Here is a 19,519-nt window from a genome sequence, read left to right on the forward strand (position 1 = left end):
ATTTTGCATAACATAAAAATAAAACGGTTTGTTTCTTGTCAAATTATAAGTTACAAACCGTTTTTTACCGTTAATTTCAAACTGTTTAAAATTATTATTTACAATTATATTTTTGTACTTTCTTTCATTGATTGTTCGCTGTTTTCAAAAAGTGCTTTTACAAATACGGATGCGTCAAATTTCTGTAAATCATCTTCACGTTCCCCAAGTCCTATCCATTTTACCGGAACTTTCAATTCTTCATGTATTGACAATACAACTCCACCTTTGGCGGTTCCATCCAATTTTGTCAAAACTATTCCTGTTATATCCACCACTTCTTTAAAATGTTTTGCTTGACTTACTGCATTTTGTCCGGTTGTGGCATCAAGCACCAAAAGTGTCTGATGAGGTGCATCGGGAATTACTTTTTTCATTACTTTATTTATTTTTCCAAGTTCATTCATCAAGTTTGTTTTCGTCTGAATTCTTCCTGCGGTATCTACCAATACCACATCTGCATTTCTTGCCTTCGCTGCTGTCAATGCATCAAAAGCCACTGCTGCAGGATCTGCTCCTTCTGCATGTTTAACTATGTCCGAACCTGTCCTTTCAGCCCATATAGTCAACTGTTCGGATGCTGCAGCACGATAAGTATCTCCTGCCGCCAATAATACTTTTTTACCTGCTTTACTCATCTGATAAGCCAACTTACCTATCGTTGTAGTTTTGCCTACACCGTTTACACCGACAATTAAATATACCTCGGGAACATGATTTTCTTCTTTTTCATCATTTTCAGTAAGAAGCTCAATCATTGTTTTTTCAATAAACGGCATAACTTCGCTTGTATTTGAAATATTGCCTTCTTTTACTCCTCGTCTGATTTGACGCATAAGATAATCCGTTGTTCTTACACCCAAATCACCGGAAACTAAAATCATTTCCAAATCATCTAAAAATTCTTCGTCTATATGTGCATATCCTATAACTATAGATTCAATATTTTGTATTAATCCTTTTTTTGTTTTTTCAAGTCCTTTTTTTATTCGATCAAAAAAGCTCATTATTGTTCTCCTTTATGTAATCTTTCATATGAACTGTAATTAACGATGAAACACCTTTTTCTCCCATCGTAACGCCTTGCAAAGTATCGGCATATTCCATTGTTTTTTTACGATGCGATATAACTATGAATTGTGTTTTCTTTTTGTAATCTGCAATCATGCTGCTATATCGTGCGACATTTGCATCGTCAAGCGATGCATCTATTTCATCTACAAAACAAAACGGAGCCGGTTTATATGCCATAAATGAAATAAGAAGTGCTATTACCGTCAATGCACGCTCACCTCCGGACATGAGCGTCAATGACTGGCGTTTTTTACCCGGAAGTTGAAGATAAATTTCCACACCTCCATCCAACGGAGATTTTTCATCTGTCAATTCAAGTCTTGCTTTACCCCCGTCAAACATCAAATTCATAATGCGGTTGAACTCTTTATTTATTAAAGAAAACGCATCTTTAAATTCTTTTTCCATTTTTTTATCTATATCTTCAATTACAGTTTGCAATCCTTCCTTCGCTTTTACCAAGTCATGAATTTGTGTTTCATAAAACTCTCTACGCCTTAATTGTATTTCATACTCTTCAACGCCGTTGGGATTTACACTTCCCAATTCCGAAATTTTTCGTTCGATTTCAATTTTTTTACCGCTTATACTTTGCATATTACCTTCAACACGAAGTTTTTCGGCATTTTCTACAGTTAAATTGTTTTCTTTAAAAAATTCTACAACTTGCAATTCCTGTTCTTTAAAATTTTCCAACCTTATTTTTCGTTCGGTTATTTTACTTTGAAGTTTTGCAGATTCCTCTTGAATTTTACGCCATTCAACATCATTTGTTTTTTGTTTTTGCTCAAAAATATCATATTTTTCTTGTAGATTATTTTGTATTATTTTTGACTCTTCATAATTTTTTTGATTGGTTTTAAATAATTCTTCCATCTGTACCAATTCTTTTGATATATTTTTTTCTTTTTCAACAGTTTCCGCGATTTCCTGATTAAGCTCGATACGTTCAGTTTTTTGAAGTATAGAATAATTTTCCCGTTCAATTTTCATTTTTTGATTAAAATGAATTGCTTCCTGAAGTTTTGCCAAATCAACTTGTATCGATGATATAGATGATTTCGCCTTTTCTTCTTTTTCCGTCCAATATTTCAACTTACCGTCATCGGCTGTATTTTTCAATGAATTTGTAGAAATATCCTTTTCAGAAAAAACTTTTATTTTTTCTTCTATGCCTTTCAAATCGGCTGACACTTTTTGAAGTTCTATATTATTTTTTTCTTCATTTGATTTATATACGTTAAATGAGTTTACGAGTCCTTCTTTTTTTGAAATTAATGACGCATAATCTATCTCAAGCTTTTTACAATTTTCTTGTATTTCTGTTACTTTGTCCGATAAATTCGAACATTCAAAATCTATATTTAAACGTTTTTGCTTCAAATTCTTTAATTTTTCTTCAAAATTTTTCTCTTCTTTTAAAAGTTTTTCTATTTCTTTCTTTCTTCCGAAGAATGTATTTTCACTTTTTTTAAGTGATCCTCCTGTAAGTGATCCTCCTGCATGTATAATTTGACCGTCAAGCGTTGCTATACGCAATGTATGATTATATTTATCGGATAATTTACGTGCAATCGTCAAATTTTCCGTAATCACTATACCATTTAATAAATATTCAAATAATTCGAAGTGTTTTTTATCATATTTGAAAATACTTTTTGCAAATCCTCTAACACCTTCAATTTCGAGAATTTCTTTTTCTATTTCACTTCTATGCTTTCTTCTTATTGAAGCCAATGGATAAAATGTAGTTCTTCCAAGTTTTTTTCTTTTCAACCATTCAATTATATTCTGTGCAGTTTTTGATGTATCTACTACTATATTTGAAACTTTACCACCTAATATAACTTCTGCCGCATCTGCATATTCATCCGGAACTTTAAGGAGTTGTCCTACAGTACCGAATATACCGTTTCCAAACATGGAAATATTTGACAGAACTCTTCTTGTAGCACTTGTGAAATTTGCATTTTCTCTGTCTGAGCTTGACAAATATTCTCTTTTATCTTTTATTTTTTCGTAAGTTGTTCGAGTGTCATTGAATTCACGTAAAATAATAAACTGCTCGTTTTGTATTTTTCTTAAATTTTTACCTGTTTCTTCCGAATTTTTCTTTTTTACCGAAATTTCTTTTTGCAATTTTTCAATTGATTCGGTTATGTATTTAAGTTTTCTTTCAGTTTCATTACGTTGATTTTTTATTAATTCCAAATCCTTTGTTTTTTTGTTTTTCTCTTCTACAAGTCTTATTTTTTCTTGCTTTATATGTGAAAATTCCTGTTTTAAACGTTCTCTTTCCGCAAGTTGTTTTTTATCTACATCCAGTGCTTTATAATATTCTTCTTTTTCATGCTGAAGTACCGAAGATATTTTACTTTTTTCTTCTTCAGCTCGTAACAGTTCCTTTTCTTTTTCTTCTTTTTCCGAAATACATTTCTTTAAATCTTCAATTACCGCAGACAATTCTTCTTTTGTTTCATTTTCCGCAAGGTTTTGATCTTCTTCATCTTCTTTCAATTTCTGAAGTTTATCTTTAACTTGCTGAAGTAAGGATTCTTTTATTCTGTAGTCACTGCGTATTTTTTCCAATTCTTGCAAACATTTTGCAACCTTTTCATTTGCTTCACGAAGCTCTTTTTTACTTTCTTCATTCTTTATTTCAAATTTTACTTTTTCTGTTGTAAATTTTGATATTTCCGTTTCATATTTTACATTTTCATCTGTCAAATTTCTGATTTCCGTTTCATATTTTGAAATCATTCTGTTTACAGATGCAAGTTTCAATAAATGTTCCGTTATATTGATTGCTTTTTGCTCTTCTTCATATTTGCGATAAATTTTTGTTTTTTCGGCAGCTTCTTTTAAATGCACCAATTGTTCGTCCAAAAGTGCCGTCATATCTTTTACACGATTCATATTTTCATCTGTTTTTTCAAGCTTTCTTAGTCCTTCATTTTTACGCATACGAAAAAGACTGATTCCTGCAACTTCTTCAAAAATCAGTCTCCTTTCTTCAGGTTGAGCTGTCAATACTTGATCTACACGATTTTGTCCTATAATTGCAAGTGTTCCTTTTCCAAGTCCGCTGTTTGCCAAAAGTTCATGAATATCTTTCAAGCGGCATGATCTTTTATTTATATAAAATTCACTTTCACCGCTTCTGAATACACGTCTGCTTATAGTTACTTCTGCAGTTTGCAACGGTAATTTTCCGTCTTCATTGTCAAGTACCATTGTAACTTCTGCAACTTGCTTTGTATTTCTTGTTTCCGATCCGGAGAAAATAATATCTTCAGATTTTTGTCCTCTTAAATTTCTTACATTTTGTTCGCCCAAAACCCAGCGAACAGCATCCGATATATTACTTTTACCGCAACCGTTGGGTCCTACTATAACAGTCATTCCGTCACTGAATTCTATTGTCGTTTTATCTGCAAAAGATTTAAAGCCTTGCATTGTCAATCGAAGTAATTTCATGAAATCCCCTTACATCGTTTAAGTTTACATTATTTCATTTTATATTATAAATTATATTCAATTTGTTTACCAATTTAAAAAATCCGTAAATACGGATTTTTTAAACTTCATTTACTTGTGCACCTATTTCCAAATTTTTTGGCGGATTTACAATAACATCTTCACCTTCGTTTATGCCGTCTATGATAAAAATATTTTTATTGTCATTATAAGCCACTTTTACCGTTTTCATATCTGCAAGTCCGCTTTCAGTTACTATTGCTACGGTATCTTCTCCTATAAGTGCTTTTATCGGCAGCATAATACATGGTATCTCACGTTCTGTTTCTATATGTACTTTATATTTTTTTCCTACTTTCAATTTATTATCTTTATTTTTAAATTCTACTTTATATGTTTTGTGTCCGTTTTCCGCTTTATTTACTTTAAATTCCCCGTCTATCGTATTTTCTCCGTCAATCAATTGTACTTTCAATTTATTTAATTTACCCGATTCTTCGAGAGCATCTCCAATATTTTCCGGTAATGAAATTTCTCCGCAAACATATGCATTTTGACTTACGATAAGTGCCGGTTTACCTGACATTACTGATTGATTTTCTCCTATAAACAATTCGGAAATGACTCCGTCTATAGGAGATTTTACGGTACATTCTTCTATAATTTTTGCAATTGTATTCAGTTTCGCTTGCGACTGAATTTCATTTACTGCATTGTTTGAATGTTTTATTCCTTTCTTTTGCATAAGTTTATTATATTCAGCTTTTGTAATTATTCCTTGATTAACCAATGAAAGTGCGGCCGGATCATCTTCTTCGGAAACTTCGTTATTTACACTTTTTTTGCTAAGTGATGAAAGTTCTTCTTCATATTTTGAAGTATCCAACTTAAACAAAATATCTCCGGCTTTTACTTTTTGTCCTATATCCGGCTTACCTGAAATTATTTTTCCTGATACGATGGGAATAATCGGTATTGTCTGCGAAGCTTCCATTTTTATTTCTTCTTCATATACAAAAGGTTTTTTTGTAAATTCGGCTTTTTGTACATGTACGGATACTCGTGAACAACCTGCAGTTAAAATTGTAGTAAATAGCATAAGTATAATAAAAATATTTTTAAAAGATTTCATTATATTTCCTTTTTAAAATTATAGTTTACCGCATACTTTAATATAGTATAACACTTAAAATAAAAAATACCGATTTTACCGTTATTCTATTTGTAAAATCGGTATTTTTTTTATTACAAAACTGATTTCAAAAAAGCTTTTGTTCTTATGCTTTTCGGATTATTGAATATTTCTTCACTGTTTCCTTCTTCTTCAATACATCCGTCTACCATAAATATTATTTTATCCGATACCGTCCTTGCAAAAGCTATCTCATGAGTAACTATAATCATTGTCATTTTTTCTTCTGCAAGTCTTTTAATTGCTTTAAGAACTTCACCTGTAAGTTCCGGATCCAATGCCGAAGTAGGTTCATCAAACAAAATAATTTCAGGATTCATTGCAAGCGCACGTGCAATTGCAACACGTTGTTTTTGTCCTCCCGATAAATTCCCGGGATATGCATTCATTTTTTGTTCAAGGCCTACTTTTGCAAGCATTTCTTTCGCAATTTCAAGTGCAACTTCTTTTTTCATTTTCTTTACGTATACAGGTGCCGCAATAATATTTTCTGCAACCGTCATGTGTGGAAATAAATTAAATGACTGAAAAACCATTCCTGTTTTACCAAGTAACTTTTTTGACATTTTTTCGTCGGCATAAATTACATTTCCGTTTTCTTCTTTTGCAAGACATTCCCCGTCTATATAAATACTTCCCTTATTTATTTCTTCCAATCTGTTAAGGCATCTGAGTAATGTACTTTTACCGGCACCCGACGGACCTATAACAGATACAACTTGTCCCTTGTCTACGGAAAGATTTACATCTTTTAAAATTTCATGTTCGCCGAATGCTTTGTATATATTTTTCATTTCAATAAATTTCATATCACACCTCATTCACTATATACCGCATATTTATTTTCAAGCCAAGTAAGTATTTTAGTAAGCACAAATGTACATACAAGATAAAACACTCCTGCTACCAAAAATGCCGTTGTATCAAAATCTCTTTGAACGATTGAACGTGTAACTCTCATAAGATCGTTCATGGCAAGAATATATACAAGCGAAGTATCTTTAAGCAATGTAATAGTTTCATTTCCTAGCGGCGGAAGGACTCTTTTTACCACTTGAGGCAAAATTATATATCTCATTGTTTGACTATAATTAAATCCCAATACTTGTGCTCCTTCGTACTGCCCTTTACCGATGGATTGTATACCGCCTCTGAAAATTTCTGCAAAATAAGCTGCATAATTTGCTACAAATGCGATAATTGCAGATGAAAAATCATTCATTTGAAACGAATTTCCCAAAATCAACGGTAATCCGTAGTATATAAACAATATTTGCAACATAAGCGGTGTACCTCGCATTATGTAAATATATACACCGGCCAAATTTTTTATAACGGAAACACCGGATACACGCAATAACGATAAAAGTATACCTAAAGGAAGAGATAATACCAAAGTTATTATAAAAATTTGTGCCGACACACCCAATCCGCTAATCATTTGCGGTAAAATTCCTTGTATATAAGACATTTATTCACCCTTCTTCAACAACCGATAAACAAAACAAAACAAAAGGGAGCGTTGTTACGCTCCTCTTTCAAGTCTCATCCGATTACATTACGTTGGAACCATTTTTGAGAAATTTTTGCGGCTTCTCCGCTTGCTTTAACTTTCTCTATTCCTTCGTTTAACATTTTTACTATCTCTTCATTACCTTTTTTCACACCGATTGCAAACGGTTCCGTTGATAATTTTTCCGGTAATCTACGATATTTACCCGGAGATTTTGTCATATAATAATCTGCCAAAATTCCGTCAACTAAAACCGCATCCGCTCTGTTTGCATCAAGATCAAGGAAACATGAAGTGAAGTCCGGATAAGTCTTGATTTCACCGAACGAATGTCGTAAATCCATATTCTTATTCAAAGCAAGGTCTACAGTCGATCCCTCCTGGAAACAAATGCGTTTACCTTTCAAATCACTTGCAGATTTAATATCTGAATTGTCCATAACAACGTAAATTTGGTCGTTGTTCATGTAAGGATTTGTAAAATCCATTTTCTCTTCACGCTCGGGCGTTATACTCAAACCGTTCCAAATACAATCTATACGTCCCGAATTCAATTCACTTTCTTTACTTGCCCAATCAATCGGTTTAAATTCAATTTCAACACCGATTTCTTTTGATACGGCTTTTGCAATATCCACATCGAATCCTACAATATTTCCGTTCTCATCACGAAATCCCATCGGTGCAAACGTATCATCCAAACCCGCAATAATCTTCTTGGGCTTCTGAGTACTGTCATTTTTTGCAGAATCCGAACCGCAGCCTGCAACCAGCCCTACAACGCCGGCAGCCACCATACCGACCACCAACATTTTCTTCCATTGTTTCATAAGCCCTCCTGATTTCTTTATTACTTTACTTAGTTAATGAAGTATTATATTACAATAATATCTTATAGTATTATTTTTGTCAATAATTTTTTATTTATTTTTCCGATGAATTATTTTTAATTACCTTTTATTTCGGTATGCTATAATAACCGAAGAGGAATAATATATGCAAAAATCTGTTGTTTTCAATTTAGACATAGGAAATAAAAAACCCTACTATTCAAATAAAAAAGAATGTCCTTTTTGCAGAAGAGATACTTTGACAAATATTCTTGAACGTAAAAACGATATAATTTGGCTTATGAATAAATATCCCGTACTGGATAGAACATGGCCTACGGTTATAATTGAAACTGAAAAACACGATGATGAATTTACTCGATATAATTCCGATAAATTGCACGATGTTTTTTCTTTTTTATTTGACAAATGGCTGAAAACAGACTCGAGCGGAAAATTCAAGTCAGTAATCTGTTTCAGAAATTACGGACCTTTTTCCGGAGGTTCTCAAAGACATCCTCACTCACAAATAATGGGTTTTAAAGACTATGATTATAAACTGAATATTGATGAGAAAAATTTTTCAGGTCCAATTATAAATGAAAATTGCGATTATACTTTAAAATTTTCAAATGTGCCTATTTACGGAATCGGAGAATTTACCGTTACACTAAATAAAGACGGAAATATAAATAATTTTGCCGATGCAATACAAAATTGTGCAAAATTTTTATTAAACGATTTTCCTATAAATTGCACAAGTTACAATATTTTCTTTTATAATTTGGAGAAAATTCACGCAAAAATTATTCCGATTATTACAACAAATCCTTTACACAGAGGATATTACATAACAAATACACTTTCAGATAAGAACAGAAATATTATAAAAAAACTGCTTCTTTCTGGAAAATACTTCGGAGTTTAATATGAAATTATATGCCTTCAGCGATTTTCATCTTTCCGGCGATCCTCCTACCAAACCGATGGATATTTTCGGGGATCATTGGAAAAATCATCGCCAAAAAATTGTCAATTCATGGCTCGAAACGATTAAACCTGAAGATACCGTCATCTTGGCAGGTGACTTATCTTGGGCTATGAACTTAAAAACTGCCATTTCAGATTTGCTTATGATAGGAAATCTTCCCGGGCGAAAAATAATTGTCAGAGGTAATCACGATTATTGGTGGGATACGGTTACTAAAATGACCAAAATGACGCAAGGTAAGTTTGAATTCATTCATAATTGTGCTATAAAAGTAGGACAAATAGCTCTCACCGGTACCAGAGGTTGGATAGCGGAAACTTCACGAAAATTTACAAAAGATGATGAAAAAATTTTGGCACGTGAAGAAGGACGCATGGAGCGAGGTTTAATTTCCGCACAAAAACTTCCTTGCGAGCGTATTATTGCATGCCTTCACTATCCACCTTATGATGAAGCACGTAATCCAACTCATATGCACGATATAATGAAAAAATACGGTGCAACCGATTGTATTTACGGACATATCCACGGCAATCCTCATTTTTACAACATTCCGAGCGAAGTGGACGGAATACGTCTTCATCTTACTTCAGCAGACTACTTGAATTTCAAACCTTTATTTATATGTAATTTGGAGGATACCGATGCATAAGGTTGCAGAAAGCAAACTTTTGTCAGGATTCATTTACGGTGATAACTTTTTAAAAGAATATGTATACCTTCCCGCAAGTGAATTAAATACGGACAATCCTTTGCTTGTATATGAAACAAAAGACAAAAGAGAAGATATAAGTATGCAAAAAGCATTGACTCTTATAGAAAAACGCAGTCTTAAACAGGTAAATCACCCTTCACTCGGAAAACGAACAATGTAAAAAAAGGCCGAATGAGAAATTATAATTAATTTTTCAAACGGTCTTTTTTTATTGGTTAATAAATAAAATCTTCTATCATTTTCGATTTATTCAAAAGTTCATTATATACAAAAGATTTCTCAATCAATTCTTCATGAGTTCCTTCACACTCTACAACTCCGTTGTTTATAACAACTATATGATTTACCTTTTCTATGGATTTCATTCTATGTGAAATTACTATAACGGTTTTATTTTTTATCAATTCATTAAGACTTAATTGTATTTCCTTTTCAGTTTCTATATCAAGATTTGCCATAAATTCATCCAATATCAAAATCGGAGAATTTTTTAAAAATGCACGTGCTATAGAAATTCGCTGCCTTTCTCCGCCTGACAATGTTGCACCGTTTTCACCCACAACAGTTTCATACTGATCTGAAAGCTTTTTTATAAAAGTATCGCAACCTGCAAGTTTTGCTGCTTCATATACTTCTTCTCTCGTTGCATCTTTACGTCCAATCAAAATATTTCCATAAACTGTAGTGTTAAATAACACAACATCTTGAAATACCATTGAAATATTTTTAAACAATGAATCGGTAGAAATATTTTTTATATTCTTTCCGCCGATAATTATTTTTCCTTTATCATAATCATAAAGTTTAGATATCAATTTCAAAATACTGCTTTTGCCGCAACCACTTTTCCCTACAATTGCAGTAACTTCTCCTTGTCTTGCTTTAAACGATACACCATTCAAAACTTTTATGCCTTTTTCATAAGAAAATTCTACATCTTCCAATTCTATGTCGAAATTTGAAAATTCAAAATCTTTACCCTCCTCCGTTTCAACATTTTTCATTTCACGTATACGCTCGATTTTAGGTGTAAGATATAAAATTTCCATTATATTTTCTTCGGAAGAGTCTACTATTTCTTTAAATTTTAAACTTGCAAGGAAATATCCTATCATATAAACGAGAGTTATCTGTTCCGTCATCAAAAGATATGTTCCGGTTATAATTACAACTCCAACCCCCAAGTAACCTGCCAAAATAGAAAAAATCATTATTACAGACTGCTTGATTTCTCCGATTAAATGCATTTTTTCGGACAAATCCATTTTTTTATTAAGCTTTTTATTAATATATTTACTCAAACAATAACTTTTTATTTCTTGTTGCATTTCTATAGTCTCTTGAAATGCTTCTGAATTTTCTCGTAATTGTTTGAAATATTTGTTATGTATTTTTATTTGCATCTTTCGTGATAAAAGTATAAATGCAAAACTACATAAAATAGGTGTTATAACCGCTATTGACATTTTCAAGTTTTCAAAAAACATTAAAACGGATATACAAATAAAAAACCCTATAAATCCGAATACTTTAGGTATACTGTGTGACATCGCGTGTTCAATTCCTGTAATGTCACTCATAATCATTTGCGTCATATCGGAAATATTGTGTCTGGAAAAATACCATAACGGTAACTTACGCATTCTTTCTGCCGTATCTATACGTAAATTTGCGCTTGCTTTATAAGTCGCGTTATACAATAAATCATATTCCTTTAAAAGTGCCGGATATAAAATCACCAAAATAATTATTGATAATATGCTGTATAAACCTGCATCGGATAATACCCCTTTCAGAATATCGTCGCAAAGTTTCATAAGCAATATAACCGGAAGCATTTGTATAAAATAAACTATAAGTGAAAGCATTGTAGCTTTTGTAAGTCCTTTTGCACCTTTCTTTGTAAGTGCAAATCTTTGTTCATAGAATTTTATCATACAAGCCTCCATTCATTTGCTTTGCCGTACATTTTCTTATAGGCATCATATTTTGATTCATACTTGCTTAAACTCAAATCACTTCCTCTTTCTATAATTTTTCCTTTTTCCATCACGAGAATTTCATCCACATTTTTAATTGCTGATAACCGATGCGCTATCATGATTACCGTCTTTCCTCTAATCAATGATTTAAATGCTTTTTGTATTTCATATTCATTTTCCGGATCAGTCGATGCGGATGCTTCGTCCATTATAATTATTTTTGCATCTTTTAATATTGCACGTGCTATAGCTATTCTTTGTTTTTCTCCGACAGAAAGATTTATACCTTTACTTCCGATTACAGTATTTTCACGATTGGGCAATTTGTCTAAAATCGAATCGCAAGATGCTAAATGAAGTGCATTCAAAACTTCTTTTCGTGTTGCATTTTTTCTGCCTATAGCTACATTTGTGTATATATCCGTTTTAAATAATTTTGAGTTTTGAAATACGAATGCAATATTCTTAGATAAAGTTTCATATGAATAATTTTGTATTGGTATATCCCCTATCTTTATTACACCTTCATTTACCGAATAAAAACCTGAAATTAATTTTGCAATCGTTGTTTTTCCGCTGCCGGACTCTCCGACCAATGCATAAATTTTACCTTCATCAAGTGAAAAACTTAAATTTTCAATTACATTTCTGTCTTTATATGCAAATGTTACATTTTCAAAATCAATATTATAATTTTTAAATTCAGAAACAGAGCCGAATACCATTCTTTCCTTTTCCATAGATTCATATAAATCTTCAAGTTTTCTTATACATTCACTCCCCTGAAAGGTATGCATTCCTATGTACATTATTTTCATGAATGCAGCAAAAATAACTCCTGTCAAAAAGAACAACATAAGTAGCTCGACAAGAATTCGTATATCTATATTTACAATATCTTCAAAGAAAAACAAAACAGGCAAAACAATGCAAACCAAACCGAAAAAAATCCAATTATAAATTGTATAAGGTATCTTACAACTCTGTGCGTATTCATAGGCATTCTTCGAATAATTCATTATAGCTTCATAGAGAGAACGAAATGTAGTTATTGAAGTTCTAAAAATTTTTACTACCTGAATGCCTCTTACATATTCAACAGTTTCATCACTAAGCACTTCCAATGATTTTTGATACTTTTCCATAAATTTTTGTTCACCCATCATTTTGCTTAAAATGAAAACTGAAATTCCCACAAGTGCAAGCAAAGTTACTCCTAGTTTAATATCAATAAAAAATCCTAACATTATCGCAAGCAACGGCGAAAACATCCCTCTTGCATTATCCGGTATAAGATGAGCAACGGCAGTATGAGTATTTGAAGCATTATCATCTATCAATTTTCTTACCAAACCCGAAGGATACAAATCAAAAAATTTAAAACTTGCCTTACTCAACAAATTTATACCGTACTTTCTTAAATTAGTTTCAAGTCTGAATGCGAATATATGCGATAAAATTACAGATATATAGTAAACAATCGAACCTGAAATCAATAATAAAACCACTTTCATTCCCGCATCCCAAGCACTTTGCAAGTTTAAACTCAAAAGCTTAATTAAAAATTCATAAACATAATAATATGCACCTACAGTCAAAAATGCGGAAAGCGCAGAACATATTACGGATATTACAATGTACCATTTCTTTTCCGGTACATATTTAAACATTTTTTTATAAATTTCCATAAACCCTCCTATATAACAATTAGACAGATATAAATCAAATCCAATATTATTTTTACAGCTTATACTTAAATTGTATCAACGAAAATTACATGTTACAATAAAACACAGAAATAAGATTAATCGTTTTATCGTCTAATCGTGATAGGATAATTTATGAAAAATTTTGATGATTTAATAAAAAAATTCAGATTACAACTTGCAGAAACCCCTTTATACAGTCCTGCCGGAAAAACTTTTTCATGTAATAACTCGGAATATTCCGGAACATATTGGATTTACGAAGGAAAAGATTTTTATATAGATATTCATAATATGTATATAAAAGAAGATTATGTTTTTAACGAATCTGAAATTTTATCCGATTACTTATCTTTGATTTCAAACTATATTATTTCTTGCAACGGAGAATGGGACACACCATATCAAAATATAGGACCTAATACAATATTGATTATGGATGTATTTCGTGAAAACAATTATATTTTCCACAAGAATTCAATTTTTTACGGAGTAAGTTTAAAATTTAAAGAAAATATGTTGAAAAAATATGTTGTGGAATCATTGCAACTTAAAAGAGATAACGTATCACATGTATTTCTCTCAACAAGAGATACCATAACCGAACCTATAAAAAAACTTGCAAATAAAATATTAAACTGTACCATGGAAAAACCTGCCGCAGATTTATTTTTTGAAGGTATCGCCAAAGAATGGCTCAGTATTACAATCAATGCTTTTTTAAAAAGTAAAAATAAAAAATCCGTTCCTTTATCGGATAAAAAAGCAATTGAAAAAGTTTGTCTTTATATAAATGACCATTATTCAATGAAAATACCTCAATCATTACTTGAAAAAATCGCAATGATGAGCGGCACTAAATTGAAAAGTACTTTTAAAAAAATACATAACATGAGTATTACCGAATATACGCAAAGAAAAAGAATAAACTTTGCCGAAAATTTACTCATGACAAGCGATATAGACATCAAAAATATTGCAAAAGCAGTAGGATACAGTTCACCCGGGCGTTTTTCGGCTTTATACAAAAGATACAAGGGACAAAGTCCTAAAGATGCCAGAAAAAACAAATAAAAATGACCTCAAAAAGTTTTATTCTCTTTTTGAGGTCATTTTATTTTAAAAGTTAAAATTATCCGGATCTGCCGATACTCTTTCATTCTTATTCAATGCAAATATTTTGTTCATATCTCCTGAAGATAATTCAAAATCGAATATATTTATATTTTCTTCTATTCTTTTTTTATTCACAGATTTCGGGATTGATGTAATTCCACGTTGTAAATTCCAACGGAGTATTACTTGTGCAACTGTTTTACCGTATTTTCTTGCTATTCTCATAAGTATCGGATCTTCCAGCAATCCATTTTCATTGCTGCCTAACGGACTGTATGCCGTAACTTCTATTTTATGCTCAAGGCAATAATCTATCAATTCCTGATTATTGAAATACGGGTGCGATTCGATTTGATTTACAAAAGGTATTACATCAGAAGCATTTTCAAGTTCTTTTGCATGATGTATTTGAAAATTCGACACTCCGATTGCACGTACCCAACCTTCATGATAAATCTCAGTCATATCTTGCCATGCTTTTTGAAATCCTTCCGCAGGCCAATGTATAAGATACATATCTATATAATCGGTTTGCAATCTTTTAAAACTGTCGAAAAAAGCTTCTTTTGCACGACCTTTTCTTATATCCGAGTTCCATAATTTTGTAGTTATAAATATTTTTTCTCGCGGAACTCCGGATTCACGAATAGCTTTTCCCACAGCTTTCTCATTACCGTATTCCGCTGCAGTATCTATAAGACGGTATCCGGCCTGTAATGCGTACTTTACCGCATCTTCGGTTTTGTCTCCGCATTGCCATACACCGAGTCCCAACCTCGGCATTTTCACCTTATTTTCAAATTTCACAGTTATCATAATAATTTATTCCCCTATTTTTCATTATCTATTTTTTAACATAAATACCGCCATATGTCTACCTGTTTTACCGTTATCTTTTCTATATGAATACAAAATATCGCTATGTGTTTTTGTACAAAAATCGGCGCATTCAATATTTTTTGAATTTACTTTCGATTTTACCAACAATAATTCATTGGCTTTTTCCAAATTGATAAAATATTTCCCGTTATTACCTTCATATGAAATCAAATTCATTTCATTTTTATCAAATATTTTCAAAAATTCTTCATATACTTCTTTCCCCACTTCAAACGAATCTTGACCTATCGCAGGTCCTATTCCGGCTACTATATTTTCAGGATTTGTACCGAAATCGGTTTTCATTATATCCACCGCTTTTCCCGTTATATTTCCTACAGTACCTCTCCACCCCGCATGACAAAGTGCAATAACATTATTTACTTTGTCATATAGAAATATCGGAGTGCAATCTGCAAAACACATTGTCAGCGGAACATTCAATTCATTTGTAATCAACCCGTCATATCCATGAAAACAACTATTTGGAGATAAAGCGCCTTTTCCTTTATCTTTTCCCGTAACCGTTTTAATTTCAACTCCATGTACTTGATCGCAAGCAATAATATTTTTATATGAAATATCAAAAACTTTTAAAAATCTTTTTCTGTTTTCTACAACATTTTCAGATTTTTCGCCTTCCAGAAATTTCATATTTAGCGAACCGAACCGTCCGCTGCTTACTCCGCCGCTTCTTGTAGAAACTGCGGCAATTAACGGCTTGTTTTTAAATATTGAAAAAGACAAAAAACTTATATTTTCAAATTTGTTTAAATTCATAAAATCATCTCTATTCATTTTCAAAAAATTCATACATGTCATCCGGCATAGGAGATTTAAATTCCATACATTCACCGGTATCTGGATGTATAAATGAAATATGATGTGAATGTAATGCTTGTCTTTTCAGTTTTGAACAATTTCCTCCATACAAATCATCACCTATAAGAGGATGACCCAAGAATGACATATGTACCCGTATTTGATGAGTTCTTCCTGTATACAAACGTAATTTCAACAATGTACATGAGGGTTTCTCTTCAATCACTTTATAATCGGTTCTCGCTTCTTTTCCGTCATCTCTTACTTTCCATTCAATAATACTGCCTTCTTTTCTTCCTATCGGATAAATAATGCTACCTTCTTTATTTTTAAATCTGCCTTCTACAACAGCAAGATATTCACGCTTTATAGTTCCATGCTCTTTTGACAATTCATATTGTAATTTTGCAGATTTTGCAACAACAATCAATCCGGTAGTATTTCGATCCAATCTGTATATAGGATGTATTCCCGACATTTGATTATTTTTTTTATAATATCCGGAAATTGCATTTACAAGTGTATTCGTTTCCGTTTTGCTTGTAGGGTGAATAATCATATCTGCATCTTTATCTATAATCAATAATGTATTATCTTCATATATAATTTTCAACGGAATACATGATGGAATAATATCGGTTTCTTCACTCCACTCGCATACAACTTTATCATTGACATGTACAACGATATTTGCATTATATATTTGAACTCCGTTTAAAATGACGGAACCGTTCCATTTTATTTTTTTCCACAAATTTGTAGAAAGTCCGCAATAACCTTTTATAAATTTTTTAATCGAACAACCGTCCCACTTTTCGGGAACTTTCCATTCTGCTTTCATTATTCACCTCGCTTATTTCATAATAACACAAATATATATACTTTTATTCATATATCAATAAAACAACGCCGATATAAAAAAAGAAAAACCTCGACATTTTGTCGAGGTTTTATCTTTAAGAAATTACGCCATATTGAGCTTTTTCAGAATTTCTTTCATCTGTAACTCACGTTGTTCATCTTTTTCCCTTAACGCCTTGATTTCTGCTTCACGTTGTGCATCTTTTGCCTTAAGTTGCGCAATTTCTGCATCTTGCTCTACAATGCGGTTTGCCATTTCCGCTTTAGATATAAATCTCTGTATACCTTTACCTACTTTCATGGAAAGTCCTACATTAATAATGTTTTCTCCGTCACCGAACGATCCTCCGAGTGAGAACATCGTATTTTCATTCGGACGGTAGAACGCACCCAATGCAAGTGAATTTGCACCCATGTAGTTACCATAACCGACAGCAACATCCCATTTATCTTCCGGATCGAATTCCAACGGCTTAAGTGCCGCCAATGCTGCCGCTCCTGATCCTACACGATTGATTTTGTTATCAAGTTTTGCTATACCGAAATTCATACCGTTAACCAGCTTGCTCATATCCACATAAAAAGGTTTTTCGCCATTACGGTTAAATTTAATCCTCTTCCCTTTTTCATCATATTCACCGCTTTCGGTGTATGTATTCCGAATGCCTTTCACTTCCACTTTTTCTCCATCTTTATGCTTAAGTGTGAGTGTGCCTTCTCCTTTATCGTAAGATATCTCACCCGATTCGACATGCATATCTTTCACGTTCACCTTATAAGTTGTTTTATTCGTTTTCGCATCTTTTGTGGATGTCACTTCTGCTGTGCTTGTATCGCCCGATTCAATTTCCGTTTTTCCGATTTTTTCCGCAATTTTCTCGGTGTTTACAGAAAGTTTGTAACCTATTTTCTTACCTTTATCCGTATTATCTTCAACGGTAACACTACCATCTTCCGATGTAATAGACGGTCCTGTAATTGTGTATTTCTTACCTCCGTTTTTGTCGGTTTCTTCCTTAATCGACAAGTGATCTCCTGCTTCTACGGTTGTATGCTTCTTCGCTTCTTCCTTGGCTGCATTCACTTGTCCTACCGTAGCGGCATCGTTATCTGATGTACCGTCTGCAATATTGGTAATTTTATTGCCTCCGTTATCGAATCCGTCCTTCGTCAAAGAAATCGTCTTACCCGGATGAGCAAGTGTACCATCTCCGGCATCCATAATGGTAATGCCGTTTTTCGTGACTTCTACCTTTTCTGTGCCAGCTTTATTCTGAATTACCGTACCACCGGCAGTCGTTTTATTGGTATTACCGTCTTTATCCGTAAACGTAGCACTTTCCAAACCGGTTAGATTCTTGGCTAATTTTACATTAAGCTTTCCATCTTTAGCCACCACACCGATGTTATTATCAGACAACTTGGTTTCATCTGTTACACCGCCGGAAATAGTAACGGTTTCATTCAATTTATTCGCAATAGCATCTCCGCTGTCGCCGGCAAATTTCAAGCCGTCATCCAACGTAGCTAATTGATGTTTCGTTCCGTTCGGATCTACCGTCACAATACGATTGATATCTTTTCCGTCTACGCCTTTTTCACCTTTTTCTCCGTTCTTTCCGTCAACGCCGCGAATCGTCAATCCGTTTTGTCCGTCTTGTCCGTCCGTTCCGTTCGTTCCGTGAATGGTGATAGAACCGCCGTCTTTGCCGTTAATGCCGATACCGTCTTTTCCATTTGTACCGTTCAAGCCGATAGAGCCGTCTTTACCGTTGATAACGACAGCACTTCCGTCTTTCCCGACAACTTCTACTTTCCCGTCCTTACCATCTTTACCCGGTTTACCGGCTTCTCCCGGTACTGCTTTTTCACCGAATACCGGTGTATCCGATAAGCGATAGGTAATTTTTTGCGTATGAGTTGCTGCATCAGTTGTCAAATCTACAGACAATCCGTTTCCGGCTGACAAAAATTCAACAGTCGGTTTTTCATTGGCTTTTAAGGAAACAGTTCCTGTTACCGTTCCGGCCTTGACATCAAATCCTGCTGCTAATGTATCCATTGCTGCTTTCTTGGCTGCATTCACTTGTCCTACCGTAGCGGCATCGGAATTCTTTTCTCCATCTGCGATATTGGTAATTCTATTGCCACCGTTATCGAATCCGTCCTTCGTTAAAGAAATCTTCTTTTTCGGATTAGCAGCCGGACCGTCTGTAATGGTGATGCCGTCCTTCTTTATTTCTACCTTTTCCGTACCGTCCTTATTTTGAATTACCGTACCGCCGGCAGTCGTTTTATTGGTATTACCGTCTTTATCCGTAA

16 protein-coding genes are annotated in these 19,519 nt (G+C 33.1%); 4 read left to right on the top strand and 12 right to left on the bottom strand.

The features are described 5' to 3' along the window. Positions 1-104 precede the first annotated feature (104 nt). From ftsY to P6922_RS02465, 6 genes are all read right to left on the bottom strand, one after another. Positions 105-1,046, bottom strand: a complete 942-nt coding sequence (gene ftsY / locus P6922_RS02440; protein WP_276873958.1) for a signal recognition particle-docking protein FtsY — start codon at positions 1,044-1,046, stop codon at positions 105-107. Continuing rightward, positions 1,033-4,590 carry a chromosome segregation protein SMC gene (gene smc / locus P6922_RS02445; protein ID WP_276873960.1) on the bottom strand — a complete coding sequence of 1,186 codons (3,558 nt, stop codon included), beginning with the start codon at positions 4,588-4,590 and terminating at the stop codon, positions 1,033-1,035. Before smc ends, ftsY begins: the two co-directional genes overlap by 14 nt. 100 nt (positions 4,591-4,690) lie before the next feature. After that, complete coding sequence (locus tag P6922_RS02450; RefSeq protein ID WP_276873962.1) at positions 4,691-5,722, bottom strand: efflux RND transporter periplasmic adaptor subunit; 1,032 nt, start codon at positions 5,720-5,722, stop codon at positions 4,691-4,693. Between the two features lie 113 nt (positions 5,723-5,835). After that, positions 5,836-6,591 carry an amino acid ABC transporter ATP-binding protein gene (locus tag P6922_RS02455; RefSeq protein WP_276873965.1) on the bottom strand — a complete coding sequence of 252 codons (756 nt, stop codon included), beginning with the start codon at positions 6,589-6,591 and terminating at the stop codon, positions 5,836-5,838. 8 nt (positions 6,592-6,599) lie between these two features. After that, positions 6,600-7,253, bottom strand: coding sequence for an amino acid ABC transporter permease (locus tag P6922_RS02460; RefSeq protein ID WP_007554215.1), 654 nt, complete (start codon positions 7,251-7,253; stop codon positions 6,600-6,602). 74 nt (positions 7,254-7,327) lie between these two features. Beyond that, on the bottom strand, positions 7,328-8,125 hold the full coding sequence (locus P6922_RS02465; RefSeq protein WP_276873967.1) for an amino acid ABC transporter substrate-binding protein: 798 nt from the start codon (positions 8,123-8,125) through the stop codon (positions 7,328-7,330). A gap of 166 nt (positions 8,126-8,291) precedes the next feature. On the opposite strand from P6922_RS02465, the gene P6922_RS02470 reads away from it, so the two are divergent. Genes P6922_RS02470 through P6922_RS02480 form a run of 3 tightly spaced genes read left to right on the top strand, consistent with a single transcriptional unit; the run spans position 8,292 to position 9,991 of the window. Then, positions 8,292-9,053 carry a DUF4931 domain-containing protein gene (locus P6922_RS02470; RefSeq protein WP_007554138.1) on the top strand — a complete coding sequence of 254 codons (762 nt, stop codon included), beginning with the start codon at positions 8,292-8,294 and terminating at the stop codon, positions 9,051-9,053. Between the two features lies 1 nt (position 9,054). Continuing rightward, positions 9,055-9,768: a metallophosphoesterase gene (locus P6922_RS02475; RefSeq protein ID WP_276873970.1), complete on the top strand. Its 714-nt coding sequence runs from the start codon at positions 9,055-9,057 to the stop codon at positions 9,766-9,768. Then, a complete protein-coding gene (locus P6922_RS02480; RefSeq protein ID WP_007554236.1) occupies positions 9,761-9,991 on the top strand; it encodes a hypothetical protein in 231 nt (76 codons plus the stop codon). The genes P6922_RS02475 and P6922_RS02480 overlap by 8 nt, the downstream gene beginning before the upstream one ends. A gap of 55 nt (positions 9,992-10,046) precedes the next feature. Here the strand turns inward: P6922_RS02480 and P6922_RS02485 are convergent, their stop codons facing one another. Both P6922_RS02485 and P6922_RS02490 read right to left on the bottom strand, forming a co-directional pair. Then, positions 10,047-11,768: an ABC transporter ATP-binding protein gene (locus tag P6922_RS02485; protein ID WP_276873973.1), complete on the bottom strand. Its 1,722-nt coding sequence runs from the start codon at positions 11,766-11,768 to the stop codon at positions 10,047-10,049. Next, a complete protein-coding gene (locus tag P6922_RS02490) occupies positions 11,765-13,501 on the bottom strand; it encodes an ABC transporter ATP-binding protein (protein ID WP_276873975.1) in 1,737 nt (578 codons plus the stop codon). The genes P6922_RS02485 and P6922_RS02490 overlap by 4 nt, the downstream gene beginning before the upstream one ends. Before the next feature lie 153 nt (positions 13,502-13,654). On the opposite strand from P6922_RS02490, the gene P6922_RS02495 reads away from it, so the two are divergent. Continuing rightward, positions 13,655-14,593, top strand: coding sequence for a helix-turn-helix domain-containing protein (locus P6922_RS02495; protein ID WP_276873978.1), 939 nt, complete (start codon positions 13,655-13,657; stop codon positions 14,591-14,593). 45 nt (positions 14,594-14,638) lie between these two features. On the opposite strand, the gene P6922_RS02500 is transcribed toward P6922_RS02495, so the two are convergent. From P6922_RS02500 to P6922_RS02515, 4 genes are all read right to left on the bottom strand, one after another. Beyond that, the gene (locus P6922_RS02500) at positions 14,639-15,451 is read right to left on the bottom strand and encodes an aldo/keto reductase (RefSeq protein WP_276873979.1); all 813 of its coding nucleotides are present in this window, start codon (positions 15,449-15,451) and stop codon (positions 14,639-14,641) included. 24 nt (positions 15,452-15,475) lie between these two features. Beyond that, positions 15,476-16,327: a peptidoglycan editing factor PgeF gene (gene pgeF, locus P6922_RS02505; protein WP_276873980.1), complete on the bottom strand. Its 852-nt coding sequence runs from the start codon at positions 16,325-16,327 to the stop codon at positions 15,476-15,478. Beyond that, a complete protein-coding gene (locus tag P6922_RS02510; protein ID WP_276873982.1) occupies positions 16,305-17,177 on the bottom strand; it encodes an RluA family pseudouridine synthase in 873 nt (290 codons plus the stop codon). The genes pgeF and P6922_RS02510 overlap by 23 nt, the downstream gene beginning before the upstream one ends. A 123-nt stretch (positions 17,178-17,300) precedes the next feature. After that, the coding region (locus P6922_RS02515) for a YadA-like family protein (RefSeq protein ID WP_276873984.1) at positions 17,301-19,519 on the bottom strand (2,219 nt) is incomplete at its 5' end.

Origin of the sequence: Dialister micraerophilus (assembly GCF_947090205.1) — a bacterium.
Classification (GTDB): domain Bacteria; phylum Bacillota; class Negativicutes; order Veillonellales; family Dialisteraceae; genus Dialister; species Dialister micraerophilus.